Origin of the sequence: Thalassovita taeanensis (assembly GCF_900110775.1) — a bacterium.
Lineage (GTDB): Bacteria > Pseudomonadota > Alphaproteobacteria > Rhodobacterales > Rhodobacteraceae > Litorimicrobium > Litorimicrobium taeanense.
This window is the reverse complement of the sequence record NZ_FOEP01000003.1, coordinates 342,969-363,474: the sequence shown is the minus strand read 5'-3', so window position 1 is coordinate 363,474 and position 20,506 is coordinate 342,969. Positions and strand designations below refer to the sequence as shown.

General features: G+C 61.6%; 22 protein-coding genes. 8 read left to right on the top strand and 14 right to left on the bottom strand.

Annotated features, from left to right (window positions below):
* The first annotated feature begins 5 nt into the window (after positions 1–5).
* The 3 genes from BSF79_RS06490 to BSF79_RS06480 all read left to right on the top strand — a co-directional run bounded on the left by BSF79_RS06490 (position 6) and on the right by BSF79_RS06480 (position 2,727).
* Positions 6–554: a helix-turn-helix domain-containing protein gene (locus BSF79_RS06490; RefSeq protein WP_090269036.1), complete on the top strand. Its 549-nt coding sequence runs from the start codon at positions 6–8 to the stop codon at positions 552–554.
* Positions 555–561: 7 nt separating this feature from the next.
* Positions 562–1,077, top strand: a complete 516-nt coding sequence (locus BSF79_RS06485) for a GNAT family N-acetyltransferase (protein WP_090269035.1) — start codon at positions 562–564, stop codon at positions 1,075–1,077.
* 315 nt (positions 1,078–1,392) lie between these two features.
* Positions 1,393–2,727: a D-alanyl-D-alanine carboxypeptidase family protein gene (locus tag BSF79_RS06480; RefSeq protein ID WP_090269034.1), complete on the top strand. Its 1,335-nt coding sequence runs from the start codon at positions 1,393–1,395 to the stop codon at positions 2,725–2,727.
* 100 nt (positions 2,728–2,827) lie between these two features.
* Here BSF79_RS06480 and ccoS read toward each other — a convergent pair whose 3' ends face one another.
* The 5 genes from ccoS to BSF79_RS06455 all read right to left on the bottom strand — a co-directional run bounded on the left by ccoS (position 2,828) and on the right by BSF79_RS06455 (position 8,047).
* The gene (ccoS, locus tag BSF79_RS06475) at positions 2,828–2,986 is read right to left on the bottom strand and encodes a cbb3-type cytochrome oxidase assembly protein CcoS (RefSeq protein WP_090269033.1); all 159 of its coding nucleotides are present in this window, start codon (positions 2,984–2,986) and stop codon (positions 2,828–2,830) included.
* 7 nt (positions 2,987–2,993) lie between these two features.
* Positions 2,994–5,180: a heavy metal translocating P-type ATPase gene (locus tag BSF79_RS06470; RefSeq protein WP_090269032.1), complete on the bottom strand. Its 2,187-nt coding sequence runs from the start codon at positions 5,178–5,180 to the stop codon at positions 2,994–2,996.
* 6 nt (positions 5,181–5,186) lie between these two features.
* Positions 5,187–5,645, bottom strand: a complete 459-nt coding sequence (locus tag BSF79_RS06465; protein ID WP_175545274.1) for a FixH family protein — start codon at positions 5,643–5,645, stop codon at positions 5,187–5,189.
* Positions 5,645–7,081, bottom strand: a complete 1,437-nt coding sequence (gene ccoG / locus BSF79_RS06460; protein WP_090269030.1) for a cytochrome c oxidase accessory protein CcoG — start codon at positions 7,079–7,081, stop codon at positions 5,645–5,647. Before ccoG ends, BSF79_RS06465 begins: the two co-directional genes overlap by 1 nt.
* Positions 7,082–7,174: 93 nt before the next feature.
* Entirely contained in the window at positions 7,175–8,047 is an 873-nt protein-coding gene (locus BSF79_RS06455; protein WP_090269029.1) for a LysR family transcriptional regulator, read from the bottom strand.
* Between the two features lie 129 nt (positions 8,048–8,176).
* On the opposite strand from BSF79_RS06455, the gene BSF79_RS20205 reads away from it, so the two are divergent.
* Positions 8,177–8,311, top strand: coding sequence for a hypothetical protein (locus tag BSF79_RS20205; protein WP_281248633.1), 135 nt, complete (start codon positions 8,177–8,179; stop codon positions 8,309–8,311).
* Positions 8,312–8,459: 148 nt separating this feature from the next.
* Here the strand turns inward: BSF79_RS20205 and ccoP are convergent, their stop codons facing one another.
* Genes ccoP through ccoN form a run of 4 tightly spaced genes read right to left on the bottom strand, consistent with a single transcriptional unit; the run spans position 8,460 to position 11,880 of the window.
* Positions 8,460–9,326: a cytochrome-c oxidase, cbb3-type subunit III gene (gene ccoP, locus BSF79_RS06450; protein WP_090269028.1), complete on the bottom strand. Its 867-nt coding sequence runs from the start codon at positions 9,324–9,326 to the stop codon at positions 8,460–8,462.
* A gap of 4 nt (positions 9,327–9,330) precedes the next feature.
* Entirely contained in the window at positions 9,331–9,522 is a 192-nt protein-coding gene (locus BSF79_RS06445; protein WP_090269027.1) for a cbb3-type cytochrome c oxidase subunit 3, read from the bottom strand.
* Positions 9,523–9,536: 14 nt separating this feature from the next.
* Positions 9,537–10,262 carry a cytochrome-c oxidase, cbb3-type subunit II gene (ccoO, locus tag BSF79_RS06440; RefSeq protein WP_090269026.1) on the bottom strand — a complete coding sequence of 242 codons (726 nt, stop codon included), beginning with the start codon at positions 10,260–10,262 and terminating at the stop codon, positions 9,537–9,539.
* A gap of 13 nt (positions 10,263–10,275) precedes the next feature.
* The gene (gene ccoN / locus BSF79_RS06435) at positions 10,276–11,880 is read right to left on the bottom strand and encodes a cytochrome-c oxidase, cbb3-type subunit I (protein ID WP_090269025.1); all 1,605 of its coding nucleotides are present in this window, start codon (positions 11,878–11,880) and stop codon (positions 10,276–10,278) included.
* A 202-nt stretch (positions 11,881–12,082) separates the two neighbouring features.
* On the opposite strand from ccoN, the gene BSF79_RS06430 reads away from it, so the two are divergent.
* Together BSF79_RS06430 and BSF79_RS19725 are read left to right on the top strand one after the other, a co-directional pair.
* Entirely contained in the window at positions 12,083–12,922 is an 840-nt protein-coding gene (locus BSF79_RS06430) for a universal stress protein (RefSeq protein ID WP_090269106.1), read from the top strand.
* A 78-nt stretch (positions 12,923–13,000) separates the two neighbouring features.
* Positions 13,001–13,156, top strand: coding sequence for a hypothetical protein (locus BSF79_RS19725; protein ID WP_175545272.1), 156 nt, complete (start codon positions 13,001–13,003; stop codon positions 13,154–13,156).
* Positions 13,157–13,178: 22 nt separating this feature from the next.
* Here BSF79_RS19725 and fnrL read toward each other — a convergent pair whose 3' ends face one another.
* Positions 13,179–13,925, bottom strand: a complete 747-nt coding sequence (fnrL, locus tag BSF79_RS06420; protein WP_090269023.1) for a transcriptional regulator FnrL — start codon at positions 13,923–13,925, stop codon at positions 13,179–13,181.
* A gap of 67 nt (positions 13,926–13,992) precedes the next feature.
* On the opposite strand from fnrL, the gene hemN reads away from it, so the two are divergent.
* Both hemN and BSF79_RS06410 read left to right on the top strand, forming a co-directional pair.
* Complete coding sequence (gene hemN / locus BSF79_RS06415) at positions 13,993–15,348, top strand: oxygen-independent coproporphyrinogen III oxidase (protein WP_090269022.1); 1,356 nt, start codon at positions 13,993–13,995, stop codon at positions 15,346–15,348.
* A gap of 41 nt (positions 15,349–15,389) precedes the next feature.
* Entirely contained in the window at positions 15,390–16,304 is a 915-nt protein-coding gene (locus BSF79_RS06410; RefSeq protein ID WP_090269021.1) for an endonuclease/exonuclease/phosphatase family protein, read from the top strand.
* 101 nt (positions 16,305–16,405) lie between these two features.
* On the opposite strand, the gene BSF79_RS06405 is transcribed toward BSF79_RS06410, so the two are convergent.
* The 4 genes from BSF79_RS06405 to BSF79_RS06390 are packed head-to-tail and all read right to left on the bottom strand — an operon-like array spanning position 16,406 to position 20,503.
* Positions 16,406–18,019, bottom strand: coding sequence for an ABC transporter ATP-binding protein (locus BSF79_RS06405; RefSeq protein WP_090269020.1), 1,614 nt, complete (start codon positions 18,017–18,019; stop codon positions 16,406–16,408).
* A complete protein-coding gene (locus BSF79_RS06400) occupies positions 18,016–18,315 on the bottom strand; it encodes a hypothetical protein (protein WP_090269019.1) in 300 nt (99 codons plus the stop codon). Before BSF79_RS06400 ends, BSF79_RS06405 begins: the two co-directional genes overlap by 4 nt.
* Positions 18,312–19,421 (bottom strand): ABC transporter permease, encoded by a 1,110-nt coding sequence (locus tag BSF79_RS06395; protein ID WP_090269018.1) that lies wholly within the window; start codon positions 19,419–19,421, stop codon positions 18,312–18,314. Before BSF79_RS06395 ends, BSF79_RS06400 begins: the two co-directional genes overlap by 4 nt.
* Complete coding sequence (locus tag BSF79_RS06390) at positions 19,421–20,503, bottom strand: microcin C ABC transporter permease YejB (protein WP_090269017.1); 1,083 nt, start codon at positions 20,501–20,503, stop codon at positions 19,421–19,423. The genes BSF79_RS06395 and BSF79_RS06390 overlap by 1 nt, the downstream gene beginning before the upstream one ends.
* Positions 20,504–20,506 lie beyond the last annotated feature (3 nt).

The following is a 20,506-nucleotide window of genomic DNA, read 5'->3' as shown; positions in this document are numbered from 1 at the left end:
TTGAAATGACCGACCCACAAACAGCCCTTGCCACGCATCTTGCCGCGCTGCGCGCCGGGCGCGGCTGGACGCTGGACCAGCTGGCCGAGCGTAGCGGTGTCAGCCGGGCCACGCTGTCGCGGATCGAAAAATCCGAAGTCAGCCCCACCACCGAGGTGCTGGGTCGACTGTGCACCGCGTATGATCTGACGATGTCGCGGGTGCTGGCCATGGTCGAGGATCAGTTCCGCCCGGTCCAGTCCGCCCGCGACCGCGTGACATGGGAGGACCGCAGCACAGGATTTCGGCGGCAGGTGGTATCAGGTGCCACGGGCGGGTTAGCGGGCGAGGTGCTGTCGTGCCATCTGCCGGCGCATCGGCATCTGAGCTATGACGCGCCACCGCGCGCGGGGTTGGAGCATCACCTGCTGGTGCAAACCGGCGCATTGCAGGTCACCGTGGATGGTGTCACCCATGATCTGCGCCCCGGCGATTGCCTGCGGTATCGGCTGCATGGCGGCTCGGACTTCCGCACCGGGGCCGAGGCCGCAGATTACCTGATGATCCTGATATGAGGGTACGATGATCACCATTGAGCAATGGAACGGCCAAACCGACGATATTGAAGCGCTGGCGCGGGTGCTGCATGGCTGCGTGCACGGTGGGGCCAGCGTGGGTTTTGTCCTGCCGCACCCGATGGCCGAGGCGCGGAGATTTTGGCGCGATACGATCCAGCCGCAGGTCACAGGCGGCGGGCGGGTGGTGTTGTTCGCGCGACGTGAAACGCAGATCGTCGGAACCGGCAGCCTTGTGATCGACACCCCCGCCAACCAACCGCACCGGGCCGAGGTGTCAAAGCTTCTGGTGCATCCCGACCACCGCAGGCAAGGCATCGCCCGCGCGCTGATGACCGCGCTTGAGGGCCACGCCCGGACGATCAACCGCCGTCTTCTGACGCTGGACACGCGCAGCGGCGACACCGCCGAACCGCTGTACGTGTCGCTGGGGTTTCAAGTGGCAGGGCGCATTCCCGGCTATTGCATGGACCCGACGGGCGCACGATTTGAGTCGACGACCTATATGTTCAAACCTCTCTGACGGCGGAACCTGGCCTGTGCGCCCGAAAAATGTGCACTTTTTACGCGAATTTTCCTGCCTTAGTTTTGCCTTATTGGCATCTATTGGGGCACGAACCGGACAACCCCCTAGATTTGCCAATTCTGCGCGCTTCAAGATCAAATACTATGGGAATGAAAGCTTTATTCGGTAATTTTCATGTGTTAGCGTTGGATTAATCAAGAAGTCAGACCGGAAAACCGGCGGCGTTGAGGCAGTGTAAGGGCAAAGATCGTGAGAGATCGGCAGTGGCGGCCGGCCCGTTTGGGCTTGCTTATTTTCGCAGCATTTTGGCTGATGGTGGTTATCCCCCTCAGCGCGATGGCAGCACCCTATGCGGCGCTGGTCATTGATGCACGCACCGGAGAGGTGCTGCATGCAACCAACGCGGATACGCGGTTGCATCCGGCCTCTCTGACAAAAATGATGACGCTTTATATCGCGTTCGAAGCGATCGAGAGGGGCGAAATCAGCCTCGACACGGTTGTGCGGGTCTCGGCCAAGGCGGCGGCAGAGCCGCCCTCGAAACTGGGGCTGAGGGCGGGGCAGCGGATCAAGCTGCGGTACCTGATCCGGGCGGCGGCGGTGAAATCGGCCAATGACGCGGCCACCGCGATTGGCGAAACGATCGCCGGATCCGAAGCGGCCTTTGCCCGGCGGATGAACCGCACGGCCAAGGCGCTTGGGATGACGCGCACCACCTTCAAGAACGCCAACGGGCTGACCGAAGAGGGGCATTTGTCGACAGCGCGCGACATGACCCAGCTGGGGCGGCATCTGCTGTATGATTACCCCGAGTATTACAATCTGTTCTCGCGGCGCACCACCGATGCGGGCATGCGCGAGGTCAGCAACACCAACCGCCGCCTGCTGGATGCATATCGCGGCGCGGATGGGATCAAGACCGGATATACCCGCGCGGCGGGGTTCAACCTTGTCGCCTCGGCCGAGCGCGGCAATGAACGTGTGATTGCCACGGTGTTTGGCGGGCGGTCCACCGCGACGCGCAACGCCAAAGTGGCCGAGCTGCTGGACCTTGGCTTTCGCCGGGCGCCCAGTTCTGCGCCACTGCGCAAGCCCTCTGCACCGCGCTATGTCGCGCCGCAGACTGCGGGCAAGACGATTCGCCTGATCACGGCGGTGAAGAAAAGCCTGCGGCCACAAGCGCGGCCGGGTCAGGCCGCACCGGCGCCGGTTCTGCTGGCGATGAAGGACGATATCAAGGATGCACTCGCCGAAGCGGCCGCCCCTGCCCCAGCGACAGAGGCACCCCCGGCGACAACGCCCAAGATGCGCCCCAGCGATCTGGTGATGGCCAGCGCAGGGAACGCGCAGGCCGATGCGGTGGAAGCCGTGGCCGAGCCGGAGGTCGTGACCCGCATCAGCACCTCGGGCGGGCGGCATTGGGGCATCAACGTGGGGCGCTATCCCAGCCGCTATGCGGCCGAGCGGATACTGCTGAAAACCGCGCTGACCGAGATGACGACGCTGGATGGCAGCCTGCGCAAGGTGGTGAACCGCAAAGGCGGGTTTGACGCCAACTTCATGGGGCTGAGCCGCGAGAGCGCCGATCTGGCCTGTCGCCGGTTGCAGGCGCGGCAGGTGATGTGCTTCATGATCGGGCCGGGCTGAGGCCCTGACGCACACGCCAGACGAACAGACCCCGGTGCCCTGTGCAGCGGGGTTTTTTCATGGGGTGCGGCGTGTGTGCTTTCGACCAGCGAAGGAACGGTCAGGGTTTGGGGTGATCGTCCCATTCATCGCTGAGGATGCGCTGGCTGTCGCCCTCGGGGTCGTCATACTGGTTCGAGCGAACGGTATAAACGAAGCCGAGCAGCCCGATCCCGCCAAGGATCAGGGAAATCGGGATCAGGTAGGTCAGGATGGACATGTGTGGGTCACCTTAGGCGCAGGGCATTGAGCGACACTGTAATCGAGCTGGCGGACATGGCCAAGGCAGCAACCAGCGGCGTGGCAAGACCAATCACCGCAATCGGCACGGCGATCACGTTGTAAAGCGTGGCGATGCGAAAGTTTTCGCGGATGCGCCGGGTGGCCGAGCGGGCAGTGTCCAGCGCCTCGGCAATCGGGGTAAGATCTCCGCCCAGCAGCACAATGTCAGACGCCACGCGCGCGGCATCAAGCGCAGAGGCCGGAGAGATCGAAACATCGGCAGCCGCCAGCGCGGCAGTGTCGTTCAGCCCATCGCCCACCATCAGCACATGTTTGCCCTGCTGGCTGAGGGCGGCGATGCGGTCGGATTTGTCGGCAGGCAGTGCTTCGGCCATCCAGTGGGTGATGCCAAGGCGGGTGGCCAGCGCCTCGACCGCGGCTGAGGTATCGCCCGAGATCAGGTAAACCTCTTTACCCGCATTTTGCAGGGCAAGCACGGCTTCGGCGGCGCCTTTGCGCAGGCGGTCGGTGAAGGTGAAGGCGCGCGGCGCCTCGTCCTCGATCGCCAACCAGGCAGAGGTTTCGGCACTGGCAGGCGCGCCAACCCAAGCGGCGCGGCCAAGGCGGATGCTGCGGCCCTGCCATATGGCCTGCGTGCCGTATCCGGGCACCTCGGTGATTTGATCGACCTGGGCCGGGGTGACGCCCGCGGCGCGGGCGGCAGCGGTCAACGACATGGACAGCGGGTGCGACGAGGCTTGCGCCAGCGCCAGCGCCAAAGACAGGTCGCGCGGGCTGTGATCGCTCAGGTTGGTCAGCTCGGGCGTGCCAGCGGTCAGGGTGCCGGTTTTGTCGAACACCACCGTATCGACCTGCGCCAGACGTTCCAGCGCGGTGGCGTGTTTGATCAGCATCCCCTTGCGGAACAGGCGGCCAGAGGCGGCGGTGGTCACGGCAGGCACGGCCAGACCCAGCGCACAGGGGCAGGTGATGATCAGAACGGCGGCGGCGATATTGACCGCCATCCGCAGATCGCCGGAATACAGCCACCAGCCAACAAAGCTGAGCGCCGACAGGATATGCACGCCGGGGGCGTAAAGCTGCGCCGCCTTGTCGGCCAGCGAAGTATAGCGCGAGCGCCCGGATTCAGCGATGGCGACCAGATCCGCCATACGGTGCAGCGATGTATCGCGACCAACGGCGCTGGCGCGGATCGTCAATGGCCCGGTCAGGTTGACCTCGCCCGCCGACACCGCCTGCCCCGGCTGGGCAAAGACCGGCAAAGTTTCCCCGGTCAGCAGCGAGCGGTCAATCTCGGACGTGCCATGGGTAATCTCGCCGTCCACGGGCATACGGCCACCGGGGCGGACCAGCACCAGATCGCCAACGCTCAGCTCGGCCACGGGCACCTGTGTCTCTGTGCCGTCTGTCAGGCGGATGGCGCGGGGCACCTCAAGGGCGGCCAGCTCCTCAGCGGCAGAGCGGGCAATGGCGCGGGTGCGGTGATCAAGATACCGCCCGGCCAGCAGAAAGAAGGTCAGCGCAAGCGCCGCGTCGAAATAGGCGTGATCGCCCGACAGCGTGGTTTCCCAGACCGAGGTGCCGACCGCCAGCACAATGGCCAGCGTGATCGGCACATCCATATTCAGCCGCCCGACGCGCAGCGCGGCCCAGGCGTTGCGGAAAAACGGCTGGCCCGAAAAGGCAATGGTCGGCAGGGTGATGGCCGCGGAAATCCAGTGGAACAGATCGCGGGTGGCATCGGCCGCCCCCGACCACACCGCCACCGACAGCAGCATCACGTTCATCGAGGCAAAGCCCGCAACCGCCAGCCGCATCAACAACTCGCGCCCGGACTTGTCGGTCTGCGTCGCCGAAAGCGTGCCCGCGTCCAGCTCGTGCGCCTCGTATCCGATGCCGTCCAGCACGCGGATCAGGTCGTCGGGCATGACATCTGGGTCCGCCTCGATGCTGGCGCGTTTCAGGGTCAGGTTGACACGAGCGGAATGAACACCGGGGGCGGCGGCCAGCGCCCGCTCCACCGTTGAAATGCAGGCGGCGCAATGCACCGCAGGCACCGACAGGGCAATCCGCGCCTCTTTGGGCAGTGCAAGTTCGGCCAAAGCCTCGGCCGCGGGGGCGGCGGCACAGGCGGGACAGGCAGAGGGCGCAGGGCGCATCGCGGCAGTCATCGTGGTTTACCTTTTGACGTGCAGAATAACCCGTTGGGTGAACTCGGTTCCGTTATCGGCCAGCGCGGTCATGCGAATGTTCCAATTCCCCCCCGCCAGTTCAAGTGGCGCGGTATAGGCGGCACCGTCAAAGGCGAAATCCGGCTCGACATCATCAGCGATCTGGGTGGCGCGCCCCACGATGGCATGCAGCTGTTTGACGCGCACCGGCTGCCCGGTGGCGTCGGTGATCTTCAGCACCACAACCCCGTCAGCCTCGTCTGCGCGCACGGTCCAGCCCAGTGCCTCTTGCGCGTCCTTGCGGACGTTGAACTCCTGACTGGCAACATAAGAGTTCTTCACCTCAAGCCCGGGGAACGTGCGCACCGCCTGCACCGCCAGCAGGATATTCACCCCGATGATGATGCCGAATGCGGCAACGAAGCCCATGAAGACATGACGCCCGGTAATTTCGCGCACAGCCATCAGTTTGTCCTTCCGTTAAACACAGTGTCCTTATAGGCGCGTTCGCCGCTTGCGGTATCTTCGACCCAGATGCGGAACTCGGTCCGCCGGTGTTCCGCAGGCGCCGATCCCTTGGGCGCAATCACATAGACCCGCTGCAAGTGGGTGCTGTCAGCAGGCACCGTGACCGAGCTATAGATCGTGCCTTCCAGCTCGACCCGCAAGGCCGGATCGCCCTTGAGCGAAATCAGGAAGGGCCGATCTTCGCCGTGCTTGTTGCGCAGACGCACGTCATAGGTGTTGCGCACCGACCCGTCAGACAGGGTAACAAAGGTGGGATTGCGCACCGGCGCCACGGTCAGGTCAATGTCGGGGCGGATAAACAGCGCCACCACCAGCCCGATTCCAACCAGCGACCACAGCGCAGTATACATCAGCGTGCGCGGTCGCAGGATATGCTTCATCACCGGCTTGACCGGTTTGCCCGCACGTTCCGCCGCCTCGTCCGTCAGCGCCATATAGTCGATCAGCCCGCGTGGCTTGCCGATTTTGTCCATCACTTCGTCACAGGCATCAATGCACAGGGCGCAGGTGATGCATTCCAACTGCTGACCATCGCGGATGTCGATCCCCATCGGGCAGACGTTGACGCAGGCCATGCAGTCGATGCAATCGCCCTGCGGCTCGGTGGTTTCGGCCTTGCGATGCTTGCCGCGCGGCTCGCCCCGCCAGCTGCGATAGCCAACGGTAAGGGTGTCCTCGTCCATCATCGCCGCCTGAATACGCGGCCACGGGCAGGCGTAAACGCAAATCTGTTCACGGAAGAACCCGCCAAACAGAAAGGTGGTCAGCGTCAGCGAGGCCACGAACATATAGGCGATCGGATGCGCCTGAAGCGTAAACAGATCAACCAGCAACGTGGGCGCATCGGCGAAATAGAACACCCAAGCGCCGCCCGTGGCCATGCCGATCAGCAGCCAGACAACCCACTTGGTCAGCCTGAGCCGCGCCTTGCGAAAATCCAGCTTTTTCTGTCGGTGCAGGCGCAGGCGCGCATTTCGGTCGCCCTCGATCCATCGCTCGACAAGAATGAACAGGTCGGTCCAGACGGTCTGCGGACAGGTATAGCCGCACCAGACCCGGCCAAGCGCCGAGGTGAACAGGAACAGCCCCAGCCCCGCCATCACCAGAAGCCCGGCGATGAAATAGAATTCATGCGGCCAGATCTCGATCCAGAAGAAAAAGAACCGGCGGTTGGCCATATCAATCAGAATCGCCTGATCCGGCAGTTGCGGGCCACGGTCCCATCTGATCCAGGGGGCAAGGTAATAAATCCCCAGCGTCACCGCCATGATAACCCACTTCAGCGACCGGAACTTGCCTTTGACGCGGCGGGGGAAAATCGGCTCGCGGGCCGCGTAAAGGCTTGGGGGGGCTTCGGGTTCGGTCTGCGACACGGAATCACTCCGGCTATGGTTCAATTTACGTTCTTGTCACAGGCTTGTGCTGGCCAGACCTTGACCTGCATCAAATCTGACTCTGAAAAACATCTATTCCGCCGCCTGCTTGCGCAGCCAGTTCACCATCGCGCGCAACGGCGGGCGCTGCACGCCGGGGCGCGTGACCACATAATACCCCTTGCGGCGATCATCTTGAAACAGCTGAATAAGGCGGCCCGCGTCAATATCTGCCGCGACAAAGACGCGGGCGACCACGCCGATGCCCTGCCCGTTTCTGGCGGCATCAATCATCAGATTGCCGGGCAGCGTGGTCATGCCCTTGGCCCGGTCCGGCGTGACCCCGTGCAGGTCCAGCCAATCGGTGGCCTCGCTGGTGCCAAGCTCTTGCAACCAATGGTAATTCCTCAGGTCCTCAGGCGCGTGTGGCCCCTCGCCATCGACAACGCCGGGGGCCGCGACAATCACAATGGGCGACGAGATCAACCGCTCGGCCTGCAGCCCCGGCCACTGCCCATTGCCATAGCGCAGGGCGATGTCGATCCCGCCGGGGGCCAGGGTTTTCACCTCGGACGTGGGATCGATCATCAGGTCGATCTGCGGGTGGTGGTGACGAAAATCAGCGAGGCGCGGCATCAGCCACCCCGAGGCAAAAGACGGCGTGACCGACAGCTGCAACGGGCGGTTCGCATCCGCCCCCGTCAGCTCGGCCACCGCGCGCGCGACGGTGTCGAACCCCTGCTCCAGCGCCTCGGCCAGGCGGGCGCCATCTGCGGTCAAACCCGGAAGCCGGGTTGACCGATCCAGCAACGTCACGCCCAGATGCGCCTCAAGCGCCTTGATCTGCTGCGAAATGGCCGCGTGGCTGACATTCAGCGCCGTCCCCGCCGCCGACATCGACCCGGCCTGATGAAAGGCGGAAAAGGCCCGAAGCGCGCTGAGCGAAGGAAGGCCGCGCCAATCCATTATGTAACCCCAGCTTACAGTACGGAATTATTCCTGAATCGCAGAATTGCAGGTTTTACGTCATGATAAAAGCACAATTCAGCAACTTGGAAAGGGAATGCCATGCTGGGAATTTATGCTCAATCTTTCATGACGGCCACGCGAACCAACACTGTGCAGCTGCGTGATGCGCCACGCCCCCAAGCGCGCAAACCGCGCCGTTGGTTGCCGCGGGGCAATTGGTGGGTCGATCCGATCCGCAATACCGATCCCTATGATCTGTAAGGCGTGACCCCGCAGACCGGGTTTGCTTGACAGCTCGGGGGGTCTTGCGGGAAAAAGGTGGCACCGGCCCTCCAGGAAACGCGCGAACAGGACGGAAGACCGGTGCCGACCCATGGGCGCAGGAAACGCCCATGGGTATTCTTGTAACTTACTCGCCGCCGCCCAACTGGTGGACGTATGCAGACACGGCGCGGATCTCGGCCTCGGACAGGCGCGTGTTCCAGTTTGGCATTACACCAAAGCGGGCGTTCGACACCGTGGTCTTGAGCGTGGCGAAATCACCACCATAGAGCCAGATCGCATCGGTCAGGTCCGGCGCACCCTGTGCACGATCCCCGGTGCCATCTTCCATATGGCAGGCGGCGCAGTTGTCCTCGAACACAACGGCACCTTCGGCGACCATCGTGGGATCCTGCGGCGTGTCGGACAGCGACATCACGAAGTTGACGACCTGATCAATCTGCACAGGCTCCAACAGCTCGTCACGACCGAATGCGGGCATTTGCGAGAACCGCGCATCGTCGTCGTCCGTGTTGCGGATCCCGTGGGTGACCGTGGTGTGGATCGCCTCGATATCCCCGCCCCAAAGCCAGTCGTCATCCAGCAGGTTGGGATAGCCCTTGGCCCCCGCGGCGCCCGAACCGTGGCACTGTGCGCACCAGGTTTTGAACACCGCACCACCTGCCGACGCGGCATAGGTTTGCAACTCGGGGTCACCGGCGATGGCTGTCAGATCCGCCGCCTCCAGCTTGACGTTCATCGGCGCCAACCGCGCTTCGGCCATGTCAATCTCGGTCTGAACATTGGCGCGGGTGGACCAGCCCAGCAGGCCCGGCGTGGCCGCCTTGATCCCCGGCCACGCCGGATAGGCGACCGAATACAGGATGGCCCAGACGATACAGGCGTACCATGTCCACAGCCACCAACGCGGCAGCGGTGTGTTCAGCTCTTCAATACCGTCCCATTCATGGCCGGTCGTGCCATGGTCTTGCTTCTTCTGAGGTTGTTTAGCCATATCCTCACGCCTCCTTGGCGGGACCGCCGTCTGCGGCGGGTTTGTCTTCATGCCGGAACGGGATGTCAGCAACGTCCTTATAGGTCTTGGTTCCGCCGGGGCGCATCACGAAGATGATCATGCCAACGAAAAAGCCAAACAAAAGCAGCAACATCCAGCTGTCGGCGAACTCTCTGAGCAGGGAATAGGTTTCCATATCCGTGCCCTCCCTTACCGGCTTGCGTCGGGGGTGAAGGTCGAGAAATCAACCAACGTGCCCAACATTTGGAGATAGGAGATCAGAGCATCCGCTTCGGAGATCCCGGCCTGACCGTCAAAGTTGCGAACCTGAGCACCGGGATAGCGTTCCAGCAGCGCATCGAAGTCGCTGTCCGGGTCAGATTGCGCGGTGAAATCAGCCTGCGCGTTTTCCAGCATCTCGTCGGTATAGGGCACACCAACCAAGCGGTGCGTGCTCATGAGATCCTGAATATACTTGCCGTCGATCATGCGGTTTTCAAGGAAACCGTATTTCGGCATGACCGATTCCGGCACAACCGATTGCGGGTTGCGCAGGTGATCAAGGTGCCAGTCATCCGAATAACGGCCACCGACGCGGGCCAGATCCGGCCCGGTCCGCTTGGACCCCCACTGAAACGGGTGGTCATACTGCGATTCCGCCGCCAGCGAGTAGTGGCCATAGCGTTCGACCTCGTCCCGCATCGGGCGGATCATCTGGCTATGGCACACATAGCAGCCTTCGCGCACATAGATGTCGCGCCCGGCCAGCTCGAGCGGGGCGTAGGGGCGCATGCCCTCTACGTCCTCGATCGTATTTTCCAGCCAGAACAGCGGGGCGATCTGTACGATCCCCCCGATGGTCACAACGAGGAAGGCAAAGATGGCCAGCAGCGTAACGTTGCGTTCAAGGATCGCGTGTTTGTCGAGAATTGCCATTGTCCGGCCCTCCTTATTCAGCCGGGACTGTGCTGTTCGTGGCTTCAACAGCCGGCGAACGTTTCACAGTCATCCAAAGGTTGTAGCACATGATCAATCCGCCCCCGAGGTACATCAGACCCCCGGTTCCACGCACCACATACATCGGGAACTTCGCGGCAACCGTGTCAGCGAACGAGTTCACAAGGAAACCGTTTGCGTCGACTTCGCGCCACATCAGGCCTTCCATGATCCCCGTCACCCACATCGAAGCGGCGTAGAGAATGATGCCGATGGTCGCGAGCCAGAAGTGCCAGGACACAAGGCTGAGCGAATAGAGCCGCTCACGGTTCCACAGCTTCGGCGTCAGGAAGTACAGCGCGCCAAAGGTGATCATACCGTTCCAGCCCAAGGCACCGGAATGAACGTGACCGATGGTCCAGTCGGTATAGTGCGACAGCGAGTTCACCGCGCGGATCGACATCATCGGACCCTCGAACGTGGACATGCCGTAAAAGCCAACCGAGATAACCATCATACGGATGATCGGATCGGTGCGCAGCTTGTCCCAAGCGCCCGACAGCGTCATCAGACCGTTGATCATGCCGCCCCAGCTGGGCATCCACAGAACGATCGAGAACACCATGCCGAGGGTCGAAGCCCAATCCGGCAACGCGGTATAATGCAAGTGGTGCGGCCCAGCCCAGATATAGATGAAGATCAGCGCCCAGAAGTGGATGATCGACAGCTTATAGGAATAGACGGGACGCTCGGCCTGTTTCGGCACGAAGTAATACATCATGCCCAGAAAACCCGCAGTCAGGAAGAAGCCCACGGCGTTGTGGCCATACCACCACTGCGTCATTGCGTCTTGCACGCCCGAAAAGACCTGAACCGACTTGGACCCGAAGACCGAAACCGGGATCGACAGGTTGTTCATCACATGCAGCATTGCCACGGTGATGATGAAGGACAGATAGAACCAGTTGGCGACGTAGATGTGCTTTTCTTTCCGCTTGACCAGCGTACCGACGAAAACCGCCAGATAGCTCAGCCAGACGACGGTCAGCCACAGGTCAACATACCATTCCGGCTCGGCGTATTCTTTCGACTGGGTCGCGCCCAGAAGATACCCGGTTGCGGCCAGCACGATGAACAGCTGATAGCCCCAGAACACGAACCACGCCAGATTGCCGCCCCAAAGCCGCGCGGCGCTGGTGCGTTGAACCACATAGAACGATGTTCCGATCAAAGCGTTGCCACCAAAGGCGAAAATCACCGCCGAGGTGTGAAGAGGGCGCAGGCGGCCAAAGTTGGCATAGCCCTGAGCCCAGTCGAAATTAAGCTGCGGAAAAGCCAATTGGAATGCGATTGTCACGCCTACCAAAAAGCCGACAACTCCCCAGAACGAGGTCGCGATCACGCCCGCGCGCACCACCCCATCCATGTATTCCCCGGACAAATCGACATCTGACGTTTCCTCGTCAGTATGGCGCAATGTCCACAGAAAAAAGCCTCCGGCGACCAGCGCGATTGTCAGCGCGTTCACCATGTAAGCCACATCGCGCGCATAGTTGGCCGCGATCATCGCCAGAAGCGTGATCAAGCCAAGCACGATCAGCTTGATATAATTACTCATTTTGCGTCCCTTCGTCTAATTCCTGAACGATTCGTATGCCGCTCAGGCGGTTCCAGACTGATTGTCTTAATGCGTGCCTGTGCGCCGCCCTGCCTTGATCTGTGTCAAAATTTGCGTTTCGATTTGTTGACACGTATCAAAGCCAAAGACCATTCCGCACCCTAACGTGATCTCAAGTCGTTTTAAGCGAATGGAGGGTGAAATGGCCTATAAGACTTTATTCTCGGTCCTGACCGATCCCAAGTTGGTGGATCCGGTTCTGGAACAGGGCATTGCCCTTGCGAATGCGGGTGATGCGCATCTTGATGTGCTGTGCATGGGCGTGGACCGGACACAGACCGGATATTACTATGCCGGGGCCAACGCGATGGTGCTGCAAGAAACCATCACGCGCGCCCATGAAGAGGCGCAGGCCGTCGAAGCCCGTGTCAAACATGTGCTTGACGCTTCGGGCATCCGGTGGAGTTCGGAAACCGGTGTGGCGCAACTGGCCGATATTGGTCGGCATGTGGCGATGCGGGCGCGCTTCTCGGATCTGGCTATTCTGCCGCAGCCATATGGCGAAAAACGCGGGGCCGAGCTTGAACCGATCCTGGAGGCGGCGATGTTTGACGGCAAAGTGCCGGTGATCATGCTGCCCGCCAAGGGCAAGCCCATCTCTGCCGCCAAGAACGTGTCGATCGCATGGAACGAAAGCAACGAGGCGATGGCCGCCGTGCGCGCTGCCTTGCCAATTCTGCAAGCCGCCGACACCGTGCGCGTGGTCGTGATTGATCCGCCAGTCCACGGCCCCAGCCGGTCGGATCCCGGTGGGCAATTGTCGCAATTTCTGGCACGTCATGACGTGAAAGTGGAAATTGACGTTCTGTCAAAAACCATGCCGCGGGTCTCGGATGTGCTGCTGCGCCATGCTGACGACACCAACGCCGATCTGGTGGTGATGGGGGCCTATGGCCATTCCCGCTTCCGCGAGGCCATTCTGGGCGGTGCAACCCGCTCGATGCTGGAACAGGCCGATCTGCCGGTGTTCATGGCGCACTGATCTAAATGCAGGGGGCCGTATGGCCCCCTTCCCCTTGGCCCGATGATTGCGAAACCATGGCAACAGGAGATCGCAAAGATGGGACTACACATTCTTGTACAGCTGGGAATTTTTCTGGCGCTGGTCTTTGGCGGCATCGGCGTGATGCTGGCGGGGCTGGGCCTGATGAAATGGGGAAATGGCCAAGAGAGCAAAGGCAAGGCCGCCGAAGCCGAGGCGCAGCGCAAATCCTAGCGCCAGCGCCCCTCTGTTTAACTTAGGCGAACATGCCGCCGTCGCTGTCGTCGCCCGCCTCGTCCAGCAACCGGTTGAAATCCGGCACTGTAATGTGGCGTTTGCCTTCCAGCACAATCACCCCGTCGCGTTTCAGCGCCGAAATCTGACGGCTGACCGTTTCCAGCGTCAGGCCCAGATAATCGGCCATCGCCTCGCGGGTCAGCGGCAGATCGAACACCAGCGCCCCCTGCGGCGTGCGCAGGTTCAGCGTGGCATCGCGCCGGGCGATGATCGACAACAGGCTGGCGATCTTTTCACGCGCAGTCTTGCGCCCCAGCACCAGCATCCATTCGCGTGCCGCATCCAGTTCGTCCAGCGTCATTTCCAACAGGCGCTGCGCCACATGCGGCGTGCGCTCCATCATCGTCTCGAACGGCTTCTTGCGGAAGCAGCACATCACCAGATCGGTTGTCGCCACCACGTCATAGGCCGATCCGTCACGCCCCGGACGCCCAACAAAATCGCTGGGCAGCAACAGGCCCACCATCTGGGTGCGCCCGTCTTCCATTGTCTGGGTCAATGTCGCGATTCCTGTCACGACGGAACCGACAAAATCCATCTTGTCGCCCGACCAGATCACTGTCTGGCCAGCCTGGAAGCTGCGATAATATTTAATCTCTTCCAACACCTCCAGCTCGTCGCTTTCGCAACGCGCGCAGACAGCCCGGTGTCGAATTGGGCATTCGGTGCAGTCGTGTGGTGTCGAAAGTGTTTCTTCTTTCAGCATGATTTCCGTCCGCGCGCTTGATCTGGGTCAAAGTAGGCCAGTCCTGTTCCTACTAAAGGCTAGGCTTATGAAGCCAAAAACGCAACTTGCAAAACTCGGTCTGTTCGATGCCAAAGTGCCTCGATATACCAGTTACCCCACAGCACCGCACTTCTCAAAGACGGTCGGTGCGGGTAAATTTTCTATATGGGTCAAGGAGATAGCGCCAAACTCCAACATATCCCTTTATGTGCATGTGCCCTTTTGTCGCCGGCTCTGCTGGTTCTGCGCTTGCCGGACTCAAGGCACGCAAACTCAAGCCCCGGTTGCCGCGTACCTAGAAACCCTGAAAGCCGAGTTGAAACTACTGGCAGCGATTCTCCCTGAAGGCGTGCGTCTTTCGCGGCTGCATTGGGGCGGCGGCACGCCCACGCTTTTGTCCGCCGAAATGATGACCGATCTGGCCGAAGCAATCGCCGAGGTCGCGCCTTTCGCCGAAAATGCCGAGTTTTCGGTCGAGATTGATCCGAACGAGATTGACGATGCCCGCCTGACCGCGCTCGCCGCCGCAGGCATGAACCGCGCCTCGATCGGGGTGCAGGATTTTGACGATCAGATTCAGCAGACCATTGGCCGGATTCAGGGCTATGAAGTAACCCGCGACGCGATCGAAGCGATTCGCGCGCATGGTGTCTACAGCCTGAATGCCGACATCCTGTTCGGCCTGCCGCATCAATCGCGCGAACGCATCACGGAAAGTGTGCAGAAACTGCTGTCGCTGAACCCGGACCGGGTTGCGCTTTATGGCTATGCGCATGTGCCGTGGATGGCCAAGCGTCAGCAGATGATCCCGTCAGAGACCCTGCCCACCCCGCAAGAGCGGCTGGAACTGTTCGAAACCGCCCGTCGGATGTTTCTGTGGGACAACTACGCCGAGGTCGGGATCGACCACTTCGCCGCCCCCTCTGACGGGCTGGCCATCGCGCAAAAAGCAGGCTCGTTGCGGCGCAACTTTCAGGGCTACACCGATGATACCTCTGATGTGCTGATCGGTGTCGGCGCCTCCTCGATCTCGCGCTTTCCGCAAGGCTATACCCAGAATGCACCGGCCACCGGGGCCCATACCGCCGCCATCCGCGATGGCCGTTTCTCGGTGTCCAAAGGGCATGTCTTTTCAGACGAAGACCGCCTGCGCAGCCGCATCATCGAAATGCTGATGTGCGATTTCCGTGTCGATACCCTCGAACTGCAACAGCGGTTTGCAGTCACGGCTGAGCGGATGACCGATATGTTCAACGACACGCTCAGCGCCTTTCCAGATACGCTTGAAGTGCACAACGGCGACCTGCATATCCCGCCAGACGCGCGCCCGCTGACCCGGATCGTCGCCCGCAGCTTTGACGCCTATGATCTCAGCAAGTCCGGGCATTCTTCGGCGATCTAAGCGCCCGACAGTTTTGGCCCCAGAGCAGACCGGAGGCGAGTGTGAGGATTGCCACCTTCAACCTGCAAAACCTGCGCCTGCGCGGCACCCATCTGGATGGCGCGCGCGACGGTGACATGCCCCGCGATCAGGGGCCTCAGGCCGCCCGGCTGGATAAGGCCGACCGACACCTGACCGCGCAGGTGATCCGCGAAACGCAGGCCGATGTTCTGGCACTGCAAGAGGTCTTCGATCAGGAGACGCTGGACCATTTCCACGACAACGTCCTTGCGCCGATCGGCGTGAATTACCCCTATCGCCACTGCTTGCCCGGCAACGACGGGCGCGGGCTCGACGTGGCCGTGTTGTCGCGTCGGCCGCTGGACAGCGTGCAAAGCCACGCCAGCCTGACCCCCGCGGATCTGGGGCTGACCCTGCCCGGCGCCGCTCCTGACCTGCCGGTGTTTCGCCGCGACGTGCTGCAGGTCGAAACGCGGGGGCTGACCCTGTTCATCTGCCACTTCAAGGCGCCCTACCCTGACACGCCACAAGTCTGGGCCACCCGCCACGCCGAAGCACAAGCCCTCCACCGCCTGATCACCCGCCGCTTTGCCGATCCTGCCCATGCGCTGTGGCTGGTGCTGGGGGATCTGAACGAACCCGCCCGCAGAAGCAGCTCAAAAAGCGCGCTCGCACCGTTGCTGGGTGATTTCTCGGTCAATCTGCTTGATCGCTTGCCGTCCGAGGACCGCTGGTCCTGGCACAATACGCACCAACAGCTTTACGGCCACCCCGACGCGATACTTGCCAGCCCCGCAGTCGCCCGCCGCTGGCCCGATGCCGTGCCGCAGGTGATCCGCTCAGGGATGAGCCTTGAAGCCCACCGTAACCCCGGCCCGCATCTGGCGCAGACCGGCCATCACCGCCCGCATGCCAGCGACCACGCCGCGCTGGTGCTGGACCTTCCCGGATTGTGATCCCCGGCTTCACATTTTGTCAAATACCCCCGCCGGAGGCACACAACCGTGCGAACAGAAGCCTCCGGCGGGGATATTTCCAAAATGTGAGATACGAGTTCTCAGCCAGCAGTGACCGGGGCGGGTACTGGCGTGGGTTCCAGCGCGGCGGACAGAAGCGCGCGGGTGTATTCGGTCTGCGGCGCGGAAAAGACGTCTTCCGCGCGCCCGGCTTCGATGACATCGCCCTGCTTCATCACCATCACCTTGTGGCTCATGGCGCGGACCACGTTCAGGTCGTGGCTGATGAACAGATAAGCCAGCCCATGTTTGACCTGCAACTGGCGCAGAAGATCGACGATCTGCACCTGAACCGTCATGTCCAGCGCCGAGGTCGGCTCGTCCAGCACCACAAGGCGCGGGCGCAGGATCATGGCGCGGGCAATGGCGATGCGTTGGCGCTGACCGCCCGAAAACTCATGCGGATAGCGGTGCATCGTGGCCGGGTCGAGGCCAGTTTCAGTCATCACTTCCGCCACCATATCGCGGCGGTTGCGCCCCGGATCGACCCCGTGCACGCCCAGCCCCTCGGCGATGATCTGTTCACAGGTCATGCGCGGCGACAGCGATCCGAACGGATCCTGAAACACGATCTGCATATCCTTGCGCAGGCTGCGCAGCTTGCGCGTGGACCAGCCGCGCACGTCCTGCCCGTCATAGGTGATCCCGCCTTCAGAGCCGATCAGCCGCATGATCGCCAGCGCCAGCGTTGTCTTGCCCGAGCCACTTTCACCGACGATCCCAAGCGTTTCGCCCGCACGCACGCTGATACTGGCGTCATTCACCGCCTTGACGTGGCCGACTACGGTTTTGAAAAACCCCCGCTGGATCGGGAACCAGACCTTGAGGTGGTCGGTGCGGATCAGCTCTGCCGCGCCCTCGGGCACCGGCGCGGGCTGCCCCACTGCGCGTGCTGCCAGCAATGTGCGCGTATAGGGATGCTGCGGGTTGGCAAATATCTGCTCCGTCGGGCCTGCCTCGACAATTTCGCCGTCCTTCATCACGCAGACCTTGTCGGCGATGCGTTTGACGATGCCCAGATCATGGGTGATGAACAGCAGCCCCATGTTTTCCTCGGCCTTCAGCTCGGCCAGCAGCTCCAGGATCTGCGCCTGAATGGTCACGTCCAGCGCCGTTGTCGGCTCGTCCGCAATCAGGACATCGGGCTTGTTGGCCAGCGCCATGGCGATCATCACCCGCTGGCGCTGCCCACCTGACAGCTGATGCGGATAGGCCCCCAGACGGCTTTCGGCATCACGAATGCCGACCTTTTGCAGCAGCTCTAATATTCGCGCCCGTGCCGCTGCCCCCACCAGCCCCTGATGCAGTGCCAGCGATTCCACCAGCTGCTTTTCGATCGTGTGCAGCGGGTTCAGGCTGGTCATCGGTTCTTGGAAAATAAAACTGATGTCGTTGCCGCGCACCTTGCGCAGCATCGTCTCATCCGCGCCGATCATCTGCTGCCCGTCATAGGTGACCGAGCCACCCACCTCGGCCGATCCGCCCAGCAGCGACACAGTGCTCAGCGCCGTGACCGATTTACCCGAGCCGCTTTCACCGACCAGCGCCACGGTCTCCCCGCGGTTCAGCGTAAAGCTCACGCCTTTGACGGCCTGATTCATCTTGCCATCCTGGCGGAAGGCCACGGTCAGGTTCTTGACCTCAAGCAGGCTCATAGGCGCTCCAGCATATTCAACATGATCACCGCCCAAACAGCACCGCCCGCAGCCGCTGCTAGTGCAAGCCAGCCCGGCGGACGCTGCATCACCCGCAGGATCACGGCCAGCCCCACCGCGCAACTCGTGGGCCACAGCGGCACGATCAGTAGCCCTAGCATCAGGCCAATCGACGCTCCCGAACTTAGACCCTCAAACACCACCCAGGCCAGCGCAGTGCCGCAGATCACAACCAGTGTCCCGAACAGACCCGTCAACTTGCATTGCAGGGACGATATGCAGACAGACCCGCTCATTGAAACGTCTTTCTGGGGTCAAACGCATCACGCACGCCCTCGAAGATGAACACCAAGAGCGACAGCATGATCGCAAAGGTGAAAAACGCGGTGAAGGCCAGCCAGGGCGCCTGCAGGTTCTGCTTCGCCTGAAGCGTCAGCTCGCCCAGCGAGGGCGCCGAACTGGGCAGGCCGAAGCCCAGAAAATCCAGGCTCGCCAGCGTGGCAATTGTGCCGGTCACGATGAAGGGCAGCATTGTCACCGTCGCCACCATCGCATTCGGCAGCATATGGCGGAACATGATCACCGTGTTGCCCACCCCCAGCGCCTTGGCCGCGCGGACATACTCCAGATTGCGCGCGCGCAGAAATTCCGCCCGCACCACCCCCACAAGCGAGGTCCAGCCAAACAGCACCGTGATAAAGACCAACAGCCAGAAACTGCGGCCCAGAATGGCAAACAGGATGATGATCACATACAGCGACGGCGTCGCACCCCAGATCTCGATTACGCGCTGGAAAATCAGGTCCAGCCAGCCGCCGAAATAGCCCTGCAACGCCCCCGCAACGATGCCCAGAACGCTGGCCAGCGTCGTTACGATCAGCGTGAACAGGATCGACAGCCGGAAGCCATAAATCACCCGCGCCACCACATCGCGTTTGGTGTCATCGGTGCCCAGCCAGTTCTGCGCATTCGGCGCCAGCGGCGCAGCCCCCGGTCGATCCACCGTGGTGCGGTAACTATAAGGGATTGGCGGCCAGATCGCCCAGCCCGCCTTGATCGCCTGACCATCCACGATCCCCGTTTGCTCGGCCTCGACCATAACCCCCTCGGGATCATCGAAACAGGCATCCAACCCGCCGCTGGCAATCAGGCATTTCACCTCGGGGTCGCGATACGCGGCCTCGGTCTGGAAATCGCCGCCAAAGGCGGTTTCAGGATAGAACCGGAAGATCGGCGTATAATATTCCCCGCGATAGCTGATCAGGATCGGCTTATCGTTGGCGATGAACTCGGCGAACAGCGACAGGCCGAACAGCACGCAGAAAATCACCAGCGACCACAGCGCCCGGCGATTGCGTTTGAAGTTGTTCCAGCGGCGCTGGTTGAGCGGTGACAGGGCCATCAGCCTTCCCTCCTCTCGAAGTCAATGCGTGGATCGACGACCACATACATGATGTCCGACAGAATGCCGACCACCAGCCCGATCAGACCAAAGATGAACAGCGTGCCGAAGATCACCGGGTAATCGCGCGCCACGGCGGCCTCGAACCCCAGACGACCAAGACCGTCGAGCGAAAAGATCGTCTCGATGATCAGCGAGCCGCCGAAAAACACGCCAATGAAAACCGCCGGAAACCCGGCAATCACGATCAGCATCGCGTTGCGGAACACATGGCCATACAGCACCTGATGCTCTGACAGGCCCTTGGCCCGCGCCGTCATCACATAGTGTTTCTTGATCTCGTCCAGAAAGCTGTTCTTGGTCAGCAACGTCAGCGTCGCAAACGCCGAGATGGTCGAGGCCACAACCGGCAGCGTGATATGCCACAGATAATCCGCCGCCTTGCCCAGCCACGACAGCTGTTCGAAATTATCCGACGTCAGACCGCGTAACGGGAAAATCTGCCAATATGACCCGCCCGCGAACAGCACCAGCAGCAGGATCGCAAACAGAAACCCCGGAATCGCATAGGCGACGATGATCACCGCACTGGTCCAGGTGTCGAACCCGCTGCCATCCTTCACCGCCTTGCGAATGCCCAACGGGATCGAAATCGCATAGGCAATCAGCGTTGACCACAGCCCCAGCGTGATCGACACCGGCATCTTTTCCAGCACCAGATCAATCACCGAAATCGACCGGAAATAACTGGTCCCGAAATCCAGCCGCGCATAGTTCCACAGCATCATCATGAACCGCTCCAACGGCGGTTTATCAAAGCCGAATTCCTTTTCCAGCTTGGCGATGAATTCCGGCGGAAGCCCCCGCGCGCCGATATATTGCTCTGGGCCCGCAACTGCCGCGCCTGCGTCATTGCCCCCGCCCGAAAATCCCTCGAACACATCGCCCTGCCCCTGCATCTGGGCAATAACCTGTTCGATCGGGCCACCTGGCACGAATTGCACAAGGGCGAAGTTGATGATCATAATCCCCAGCAAGGTCGGAATGATCAGCAGCAAACGCCTGAGAATATAGGCTCCCATGCG